This window comes from Streptomyces sp. NPDC000151 (genome assembly GCF_040301705.1).
In the GTDB taxonomy this organism is placed as follows: domain Bacteria; phylum Actinomycetota; class Actinomycetes; order Streptomycetales; family Streptomycetaceae; genus Streptomyces.
In genome coordinates this window covers 34,140-42,920 of sequence record NZ_JBEPFC010000052.1, presented here as the reverse complement: position 1 = coordinate 42,920, position 8,781 = coordinate 34,140, and the positions used below count along the sequence as shown (strand labels likewise).

Sequence of the window (8,781 nt, the reverse complement as noted above, 5' to 3'; positions counted from 1 at the left end):
GGCCCCGCCCGGACACCGGGCGGGGCCGACGCGTAGTCAGAACCGGGCGCTACAGCGCCTGCGGGAACGTCCGGAACAGGTGCTGCGGGTCGTACGCCTGCTTCACCGTGGCGAGGCGGCCGGCGGCCGCGCCGTAGTACGCCTGCTTCCAGTCCGTCAGGGCCGGGTCGGCGTAGTTCTGGTAGGCGGCGCCGGACGCGTACCGGCGCATCGCGGTGTGCATGCCGGCCAGCCAGCCGCTCTGGGCCTTGCCGGTGCCGCCCGGTGCCCAGGAGGCGAGGTACTGCGCGAGGAAGCGCGAGCGGCGGTGCACGAAGGCGGTGGCGGTCGGCTGCACGCGGTTGATCGCGCCACCCAGGGCGGTGAACGCGACGTTGCCGTTGACGCCGTTGCGGCCCGCGCGCTCGATCTGGTCGAGGACCGTACGGATGCCCGCCGCGCTCAGGGAGCGGTCGAAGAAGTCCGAACGGGCCGCGTAGGTCTCCCGGCCCAGCTGCCCTGAGGTGGTGTGCCCGGGGGCCTTGCCCGGCTGGTGGCACTGGGCGGTGGTCTTCGTCGAGCAGCCCGCGTACGCCTCCATCGCGTCCAGGTACGGCTTGGGCCTCAGCGACACGGAGGAGGCCGGGCCGGGGCCGCCCGCGCGGTCGGCGAGCTTGTCGACGGCGTTCTGGAGGTCGCGGTACGACCCGAGCGAGAACGCGGCGACGGAGACGGTCGGGGTGCCGCCGGGGCGCGCGTCGAGGTGGCAGCTGGACCAGATCTCGTCGGCCTGCACCGGCCCCCACTCCTGCCAGGAGCGCAGTACGGCTGCCGCCTTCGACCACGGCCAGGTCATGTACGCCATCACCGCGCTCGGCGCCTTGTGCGTACGGAAGCGCAGCTCGGTGACCACGCCGAAGTTGCCGTTGCCCGCGCCGCGCAGCGCCCAGAAGAGATCGGCGTGCTCCTTCATGTCGCAGTGCAGGGTCTTGCCGTCGGCCGTGACGAGCGTGGCGCCGACGAGGCTGTCGCAGGTCAGTCCGTACGCGCGGGAGACGACACCGTGGCCGCCGCCGAGGGTCAGGCCGGAGATGCCGACGGTCGGGCAGGAGCCGCCGGGGACGGTCACGCCGTGCTTGCCCAGGCCCTCGTACACGTCGATCAGCTTGGCGCCGGCGCCGATGCGGGTGGTGCCGCCGGACGGCGCGGAGACCTTGGAGAGCGCGGAGACGTCGACGATCAGGCGGTTGTCGCCGCTGGACCAGCCGGCGTAGGAGTGGCCGCCGTTGCGAATGGCGACGGGCGTGCCGTGCTTGCGCGCGAAGCTCAGGCACTCCGCTATGTCCGCGGCGTGCTTCACGTACGCCACGGCCGCCGGCTTCAGCGTGTCGTAACGGGTGTTGTAGAGGCGGCGCGCGGTGGCGTACGCGGCGTCGCCCGGCCGTATCAGCTGCCCGTCCAGGCCCGTGCGGAGCGCGTCCCAGGAGGTCCCCCGGCCCATCCCTGAGCCGTAGGCCGTGCCCCAGGCCGTTCCCCATGCCGCCGTGGTCGCCGCGAGCCCGCCGCCCGCTGCCAGAAGTGTGCGCCGCTTCACGGCCGCCCCCTATGCCGAATCGCGCCCCGAAGGCGCTGTCCCGTTGCCCTTCCCCCAGCCAGATGCGGAAGTGGGGCGGCGGGTTCCGCCGGGAACGGGGAGTGCGGAGTGAAAGAGGGGATTGCGGGGGCGTGGGAGGGCCGAGCCGGTCAGCTGCCGCCCGCGTGCCGCTCCGCGTCCGTGCGGGCCTGGGAGCGGGCGCGGCGGGCCGGGCCCGACCAGCCGCAGCTGCACCGGGCGAGACAGAACGCGCCGCGCTCGGTGGTCGTGGCGCGGTGCGTAGCGGTGGCGCCGGTGCCGGCGCCGTCGGTGGCGGTGGTCTGCTGCGGGTCCTGGGTCGCGTACGGCACACCGCCACGCTACTGCCGGTTGGCCCAGGCGGGCGTGACGGGCCACATGAACGGTCGTTGAACGAAATGGTTGCCCGATGCCGGCCGCGCCGTGCGGCGGCGGGACGGCGGCGCGACAGCGGCAGGGGGCTCGTGCGCGATGGTGGTGCAGGACAGACGGAGCGGCACGGCCGTCGCCGTCGCCACGGCGGCGGGGCTGGCGCTGGGAGCCGGCCTGCTGACATCGGGGTGTACGACGGATGGCGCCGCCGCCGACGACGTGCCCGCGGGCCCCGTCCCCTCGGTGGCGCTCCGGCAGAGCGCCGACGCGCTGGTGCGCGGCGGCACCTCACAGGTCCGTACGGCCCTGGAGACCACGAGCGGCGGCACCCGTGTCGCCATCCGCGGCGGAGGCCACTACGACTACCGCCGCGGCACGGGCCGGCTGCGGCTGGTGCTGCCGGAGCCCGCCGGGCCGGACGGCCGGGTGCGCAAGCCGATCACCGAGATCTTCGCGCCCGGCGCGCTCTACATGAAGAACCGCGGCGCCGGGGTGCCCGCGGACAAGTGGGTGCGGGTGGACACCACGGCGCTGTCCGACGGCAATCTCGTCACCGGTGGCGCGACCGATCCGCTGGCCGCGGCCGAGCTGCTGCGCGGCACCCGGCGCGCGACGTACGAGGGCGAGGAGCGGCTGCGCGGCGTGCGCGTGCGGCACTACCGCGGCACGGCCGACATCGGGGTGGCCGCCGACGCCGCTTCGAAGGGCACCAAGCCCTCGCTGACCGCGGCCGAGCGGGGCTTCACGACCGACGCGGTGCCGTTCGAGGCGTACCTCGACGAGGCCGGGCGGCTGCGCAAGCTGCAGTACCGGTTCTCCTTCGCCAACGGCTCGCCGCGCGGCACGGAGGTGACCTCCACGCTCACCTTCGCCGGCTTCGGGACGAAGGCGCCGGTCGAGCTGCCGCGGCGGGCGGACATCTACACGGGGCGGATCGCGGCGGCCGGCGGCGGATGAGGTGTGCCGGGGCGGCCGGGCGGGGCGTCCCGGGTCTGCGGCTCCGGGCCCGGCACGTGCCCGCAGGGCTTGCCGGGCGGCGTAAATGGTCCATCCGTGCCATGCGCGGGGCGTGCAACCGTCCCTACCCTTGGTGGTAACCGCCAGAAGAGTGGCATGGGCCTCGAAGGAGGAGGTGTTGTACGTGGCGCCGCACCGCAGTCAGATGGCTCAGGACCACGTGGCCCTCGTCGAGATCGACCTGGCTGGTGAGTTGATGATCGCGGCGGCGACCTCCCCGGAGGACCGCCTCAGCCCGGACCGTATCGACGAGGTGCTGGACGTGGACGCGGACCGTGACGCCAGAGAATCCGCAGTGGTGGCGGAGCAGCGCTCCGCGACCGTCGAGCGGCTGTAGGGAGCGGTCATTTTCGGCCGCGGCCCCGGCGTGGGATACGTCACGCCGGATCACTCACCCGCACGGCCAGGAAGAGCAATCGGGGCCCGGACCCTGCCCCGCTTTCCGGCCGACGGGCGGCGTATCTCAGGTACGCAGCATGCGCTCGATGGCCTTGGTGGCTTCCTTGACCTTCTCGTCGATGGCCTCCGGCCCCTTCATGGCCGCGTCGGCGACGCAGTGCCGCAGGTGTTCCTCGAGAAGCTGCAGGCCGAAGGACTGCAGGCCCTTCGTGCTGGCCGAGACCTGGGTGAGTATGTCGATGCAGTAGACGTCCTCCTCCAGCATCCGCTGGAGGCCCCGGATCTGACCCTCGATGCGGCGCAGCCGCTTGATGTGGGCGTCCTTCTGCTTCGCGTACCCGTGGATGCCCAGATCGTGGTTGGTCACGGCATCAGGGTCGCCCTGGGGCACGCCCTGCGGCTCCGCGCCGTGGCAGGCCCCGGCGGCCGCGGTCGTGCCATCGGCGTCGGCGTCCGTGGTCGTCATGGGCTTCTCCCCTGGTACGTAGCCGGTCCGTATACCCCTGGCGGGTATATGGTACAGAATTTCGCGCACGAGGGAGATACCCCGCGCGGCCCGCGGGGCAGGTACCCCGTGCAGAGCATGCTGCCCGATGGGCGACACTGAGGTAATGCCGGTTAGCAGTGGCTGGATGATGCGCCTAGCATCATCTCGACCGAATCCGATGCACCCCGAGGATTTCACGTGCGCTTTCGTCTGACCCCCAGGGAGACGAGCTTCTACGACATGTTCGCCGCCTCTGCGGACAACATCGTCACGGGCTCAAAACTCCTGATGGAACTGCTCGGGGCGGACGCCTCCGCGCGGGCAGAGATCGCCGAGAGGATGCGAGCGGCGGAGCACGCGGGGGACGACGCCACCCACGCGGTGTTCCACCAGTTGAACTCCTCGTTCATCACGCCGTTCGACCGCGAGGACATCTACAACCTCGCCTCGTCGCTCGACGACATCATGGACTTCATGGAGGAGGCCGTCGATCTGGTCGTCCTCTACAACGTCGAGGAGCTGCCCAAGGGCGTCGACCAGCAGATCGAGGTCCTGGCGCGGGCGGCCGAGCTGACCGCCGAGGCCATGCCGAACCTGCGGACGATGTCGAACCTCACCGAGTACTGGATCGAGGTCAACGGTCTGGAGAACCAGGCCGACCAGATCCACCGCAAGCTGCTCGCGCACCTCTTCAACGGCAAGTACGACGCCATCGAGGTGCTCAAGCTCAAGCAGATCGTGGACATCCTCGAAGAGGCGGCCGACGCATTCGAGCACGTGGCCAACACGGTCGAGACGATCGCCGTGAAGGAGTCCTGAGCCCCGGCCATGGACACCTTCGCGCTCATCGTGACCATCGCGGTCGCGCTCGGATTCACGTACACCAACGGCTTTCACGACTCCGCGAACGCGATCGCGACCTCGGTCTCGACGCGTGCGCTGACGCCGCGGGCCGCGCTCGCGATGGCGGCGGTGATGAACCTCGCCGGCGCCTTCCTGGGCAGCGGGGTGGCCAAGACCGTCAGTGAGGGCCTGATCGAGACGCCCAGCGGCAAACAGGGGATGATGATCCTCTTTTCCGCGCTGGTCGGCGCCATCGCGTGGAACATGGTGACCTGGTACTTCGGTCTGCCGTCGTCCTCCTCGCACGCGCTGTTCGGCGGCATGGTGGGCGCGGCGCTCGCCGGGTCCTCGACCGTCTACTGGTCGGGCGTCTGGGAGAAGATCGTTCTCCCGATGTTCCTGTCACCGCTGGTCGGCCTGGTCGTCGGCTACTTCGTCATGGTCGCCATCCTCTGGATGTTCAAGGGTTCCAACCCGCACAAGGCCAAGCGCGGCTTCCGTATCGCGCAGACGGTCTCGGCGGCGGGCATGGCGCTCGGCCACGGTCTGCAGGACGCCCAGAAGACGATGGGCGTCGTGGTGATGGCGCTGGTCATCGGCGGTGCCGAGGGCCACGGCGACCCCATCCCGATCTGGGTGAAGATCGCCTGTGCGGCGATGCTGTCGCTCGGTACGTACGCGGGCGGCTGGCGCATCATGCGCACCCTCGGCCGCAAGATCATCGAGCTGGATCCGCCGCAGGGCTTCGCCGCCGAGGCGACCGGTGCGTCGATCATGTTCAGCACCGCGTTCATGTTCCACGCGCCGATCTCCACCACCCACGTGATCACCTCGGCGATCATGGGTGTGGGCGCCACCAAGCGGGTCAGCGCAGTGCGCTGGGGCGTCGCGAAGAACATCATCCTGGGCTGGTTCATCACCATGCCGGCGGCGGGAGCGGTGGCCGCTCTCGCGTACTGGGTGGTGAACCTGGCGTTCGGCTGAGCCGGTCGCTGGTACGACAAAGAGGGCCCGCCCCCGAAGTGGGGGCGGGCCCTTCGTCTTGCGGTGGCACCGCCATGCAGCACCGCAGGACGCGGAAGGGTCGGTCAGGACGTCTGAGGGGTCGGCCACGCGGCGGAGCCGCACGTCGACTCAGCCGAAGCGGCCGGAGATGTAGTCCTCCGTGTCCTGGACCGACGGGTTGGAGAAGATGCGCTCGGTCTCGTCGATCTCGACGAGCTTGCCGGGCTGGCCGACCGCGGCCAGGTTGAAGAACGCCGTACGGTCCGAGACGCGCGCGGCCTGCTGCATGTTGTGCGTGACGATGACGATCGTGAAGCGCTCCTTGAGCTCCCCGATCAGGTCCTCGATGGCGAGGGTGGAGATCGGGTCGAGCGCGGAGCAGGGCTCGTCCATCAGCAGGACCTGCGGCTCGACCGCGATCGCGCGGGCGATGCACAGCCGCTGCTGCTGGCCGCCGGAGAGGCCGGAGCCGGGCTTGTTCAGCCGGTCCTTGACCTCGTTCCAGAGGTTGGCGCCCTTGAGGGACTTCTCGACGACGTCGTTCAGCTCGGACTTCTTCTTCACCGCGCCGTTCAGGCGCAGGCCCGCCGCCACATTGTCGAAGATCGACATGGTGGGGAAGGGGTTGGGGCGCTGGAAGACCATGCCGACGGTGCGGCGGACGGCGACCGGGTCGACGCCGGAGCCGTAGAGGTCCTCGTCGTCCAGCAGCACCTTGCCCTCGACGCGGCCGCCGGGGGTGACCTCGTGCATCCGGTTCAGGGTGCGCAGGAAGGTGGACTTGCCGCAGCCGGAGGGGCCGATGAAGGCCGTCACCGAGCGGGGCTCGACGGTCATGGAGATGTCGTCGATGGCCTTGTGGCTGCCGTAGTAGGCGGAGAGGCCGCTGACGTCGATTCGCTTGGCCATGGGAATCACAACTTCTTTCCGGGTTCGCGCAGCGCGGCGGCGGCCACGCGGCGGAGCCGCACATCAGTGCTGCGGGGCCTTCCAGCGGGCGATGCCGCGGGCCACCAGGTTGAGGATCATGACGAAGGCGATGAGGACGAGGGCCGCGGCCCAGGCGCGGTCGTAGCTCGCCTCGGAGCCCTGCTGCCACTGCTGGAACACGTACAGCGGCAGGGACTGCTGGGCGCCTTCGAAGGGGTTGTTGTTGATCGTCTTGGCGCCCCACACCAGGAGCAGTACCGGCGCGGTCTCGCCGGTGATGCGGGCGATGGCCAGCATGACGCCGGTGGTGATGCCGCCGAGGGAGGTGGGCAGGACGACCTTGAGGATGGTGCGCCACTTCGGTACGCCGAGGGCGAGGGACGCCTCGCGCAGCTCGTTCGGCACCAGCTTGAGCATCTCCTCCGCGGAGCGCACCACGACCGGCATCATCAGGATGGCCAGTGCCATGGCGCCGGCGAAGCCGGAGGGGCCGAAGCCGAGGATCAGGATCCACGCCGAGTAGACGAAGAGGCCGGCGACGATCGAGGGCACGCCCGTCATGACGTCGACGAAGAAGGTGACGGCCTTGGCGAGCCGGCCGCGCCCGTACTCGACGAGGTAGATCGCGGTCAGCAGGCCGACCGGCGCGGCGATCAGGGTGGCGAGGCCGACCTGCTCCAGGGTGCCGATGATCGCGTGGTAGATGCCGCCGCCGGCCATCTGGTCCGGCAGCGTGCCCATCGAGTGGGAGAGGAAGTACCCGTCCAGGACCTTCCGGCCGCGGGCGACGGTCTCCCAGATGAGCGAGGCGAGCGGGAGGACGGCGAGCAGGAAGGCGATCCAGACCAGGCTGGTGGCCAGCCGGTCCTTGGCCTGCCGCGCGCCCTCGACCTTGGCGGCGATCGCGAACGTGCCGACGATGAAGAGCAGCGCGGCGACCAGGCCCCACTGGATCTTGCTGTCCAGGCCGGCGGCGAGGCCGATGCCGACGCCCGCGGCGAGGGCGGCCAGCGCGAAGACCGGCGGGGACCAGCGCGGCAGCCGGGCCTGCCGGAGGGAGACGGGGGGCAGCGGCGCGCTGTCCGCGACCGGCCGCTCTTCGGTGATGACGTTACTCATGCGTTGGCCCCCGAGTACTCCTTGCGGCGGGCGATGATCAGGCGGGCCGCGCCGTTGACGAGCAGCGTGATGACGAAGAGGACGAGGCCGGAGGCGATCAGCGCGTCCTGGCCGAAGGTGTCCGCCTCGCTGAACTTGCTGGCGATGTTCTGCGCGAACGTGCCGCCGCCCGGGTCCAGCAGGCTGAGCCCGATGAGGAAGCTGGGGGAGAGGACCGTGGCGACGGCCATGGTCTCGCCGAGCGCGCGGCCCAGGCCCAGCATCGAGGCGCTGATGATGCCGGAGCGGCCGAAGGGCAGCACCGACATGCGGATGACCTCCCAGCGCGTGGCGCCGAGGGCGAGCGCGGCCTCCTCGTGCGTCTTGGGGACCTGGAGGAAGACCTCGCGGCTGACGCTGGTGACGATCGGCAGGATCATGATCGCCAGCAGGATCCCGACGGTGAACAGCGAACGCGCGGCGCCCTGGGAGTAGCTGAAGATCCCGGTCCAGCCGAGGTAGCTGTCCAGCCAGCTGTACAGGCCGCTCAGGTGCGGCACGAGGAAGAGCGCGCCCCACAGGCCGTAGATGATGCTGGGGACCGCGGCGAGCAGGTCGATGACGTAGCCGAGCGGGGAGGCCAGCTTGCGCGGCGCGTAGTGCGAGATGAAGAGCGCGATGCCGACCGCGACGGGTACCGCGATGACCATCGCGATGACCGAGCTGACGACCGTGCCGAAGGCGAGGACGGCGATGCCGAACTTGGGCTCGGCGCCGGTCGGATCCCACTCGAAGGTGGTGAAGAAGTTCGCCTTGTCGCCCTGGACGGCGAGGACGGAGCGGTAGGTGAGGAAGGCCGCGATGGCAGCCATGATCACCAGCAGCGCGATGCCGGAGCCGCGCGAGAGACCGAGGAAGACGCGGTCACCGGGGCGGACTGCCTTGCCGCTGACCTCGGAGGGCGCGGCGGGCGCTGCGGGGGGTGGGGACTGGGGTATCGCTGAAGTATCCATGGGGGTTCTCCGGTCTGCGGAGCCGT

At 70.6% G+C, this 8,781-nt stretch carries 10 protein-coding genes; 4 read left to right on the top strand and 6 right to left on the bottom strand.

Annotation, left to right across the window (positions count from 1 at the left end; translation table 11 throughout):
- Positions 1-49: 49 nt before the first annotated feature.
- Both ABT381_RS17095 and ABT381_RS17090 read right to left on the bottom strand, forming a co-directional pair.
- Positions 50-1,573, bottom strand: coding sequence for an FAD-binding oxidoreductase (locus ABT381_RS17095; RefSeq protein WP_351594253.1), 1,524 nt, complete (start codon positions 1,571-1,573; stop codon positions 50-52).
- A 149-nt stretch (positions 1,574-1,722) separates the two neighbouring features.
- Positions 1,723-1,923, bottom strand: a complete 201-nt coding sequence (locus tag ABT381_RS17090) for a hypothetical protein (RefSeq protein ID WP_351594250.1) — start codon at positions 1,921-1,923, stop codon at positions 1,723-1,725.
- Positions 1,924-2,062: 139 nt separating this feature from the next.
- Between ABT381_RS17090 and ABT381_RS17085 the strand changes: the two genes are divergently transcribed.
- On the top strand, positions 2,063-2,920 hold the full coding sequence (locus tag ABT381_RS17085) for an SCO4651 family lipoprotein (protein WP_351594247.1): 858 nt from the start codon (positions 2,063-2,065) through the stop codon (positions 2,918-2,920).
- Between the two features lie 205 nt (positions 2,921-3,125).
- Positions 3,126-3,317, top strand: a complete 192-nt coding sequence (locus tag ABT381_RS17080; RefSeq protein ID WP_351594244.1) for a hypothetical protein — start codon at positions 3,126-3,128, stop codon at positions 3,315-3,317.
- 126 nt (positions 3,318-3,443) lie between these two features.
- On the opposite strand, the gene ABT381_RS17075 is transcribed toward ABT381_RS17080, so the two are convergent.
- Entirely contained in the window at positions 3,444-3,845 is a 402-nt protein-coding gene (locus tag ABT381_RS17075) for a metal-sensitive transcriptional regulator (RefSeq protein WP_351594242.1), read from the bottom strand.
- 219 nt (positions 3,846-4,064) lie between these two features.
- Here ABT381_RS17075 and ABT381_RS17070 point away from each other — a divergent pair, with 219 nt between their 5' ends.
- Positions 4,065-4,685, top strand: a complete 621-nt coding sequence (locus ABT381_RS17070; protein ID WP_351594239.1) for a DUF47 domain-containing protein — start codon at positions 4,065-4,067, stop codon at positions 4,683-4,685.
- A 9-nt stretch (positions 4,686-4,694) separates the two neighbouring features.
- The gene (locus ABT381_RS17065; RefSeq protein ID WP_351594237.1) at positions 4,695-5,693 is read left to right on the top strand and encodes an inorganic phosphate transporter; all 999 of its coding nucleotides are present in this window, start codon (positions 4,695-4,697) and stop codon (positions 5,691-5,693) included.
- Between the two features lie 150 nt (positions 5,694-5,843).
- Here the strand turns inward: ABT381_RS17065 and pstB are convergent, their stop codons facing one another.
- The 3 genes from pstB to pstC form a co-directional block, all read right to left on the bottom strand.
- Positions 5,844-6,623, bottom strand: coding sequence for a phosphate ABC transporter ATP-binding protein PstB (pstB, locus tag ABT381_RS17060; RefSeq protein ID WP_351594234.1), 780 nt, complete (start codon positions 6,621-6,623; stop codon positions 5,844-5,846).
- 63 nt (positions 6,624-6,686) lie between these two features.
- Positions 6,687-7,763, bottom strand: a complete 1,077-nt coding sequence (gene pstA / locus ABT381_RS17055; protein ID WP_351594232.1) for a phosphate ABC transporter permease PstA — start codon at positions 7,761-7,763, stop codon at positions 6,687-6,689.
- On the bottom strand, positions 7,760-8,755 hold the full coding sequence (gene pstC / locus ABT381_RS17050) for a phosphate ABC transporter permease subunit PstC (protein WP_351594229.1): 996 nt from the start codon (positions 8,753-8,755) through the stop codon (positions 7,760-7,762). The genes pstA and pstC overlap by 4 nt, the downstream gene beginning before the upstream one ends.
- Between the last annotated feature and the right edge of the window lie 26 nt (positions 8,756-8,781).

Excerpts from the sequence above, each read along its gene's own strand:
- ABT381_RS17085 (WP_351594247.1), top strand. The coding sequence starts at position 2,063 with ATGGTGGTGCAGGACAGACGGAGCGGCACGGCCGTCGCCGTCGCCACG.
- ABT381_RS17080 (WP_351594244.1), top strand. The coding sequence starts at position 3,126 with ATGGCTCAGGACCACGTGGCCCTCGTCGAGATCGACCTGGCTGGTGAG.
- ABT381_RS17075 (WP_351594242.1), bottom strand. The coding sequence starts at position 3,845 with ATGACGACCACGGACGCCGACGCCGATGGCACGACCGCGGCCGCCGGG.
- ABT381_RS17065 (WP_351594237.1), top strand. The coding sequence starts at position 4,695 with ATGGACACCTTCGCGCTCATCGTGACCATCGCGGTCGCGCTCGGATTC.
- pstB (WP_351594234.1), bottom strand. The coding sequence starts at position 6,623 with ATGGCCAAGCGAATCGACGTCAGCGGCCTCTCCGCCTACTACGGCAGC.
- pstA (WP_351594232.1), bottom strand. The coding sequence starts at position 7,763 with ATGAGTAACGTCATCACCGAAGAGCGGCCGGTCGCGGACAGCGCGCCG.
- pstC (WP_351594229.1), bottom strand. The coding sequence starts at position 8,755 with ATGGATACTTCAGCGATACCCCAGTCCCCACCCCCCGCAGCGCCCGCC.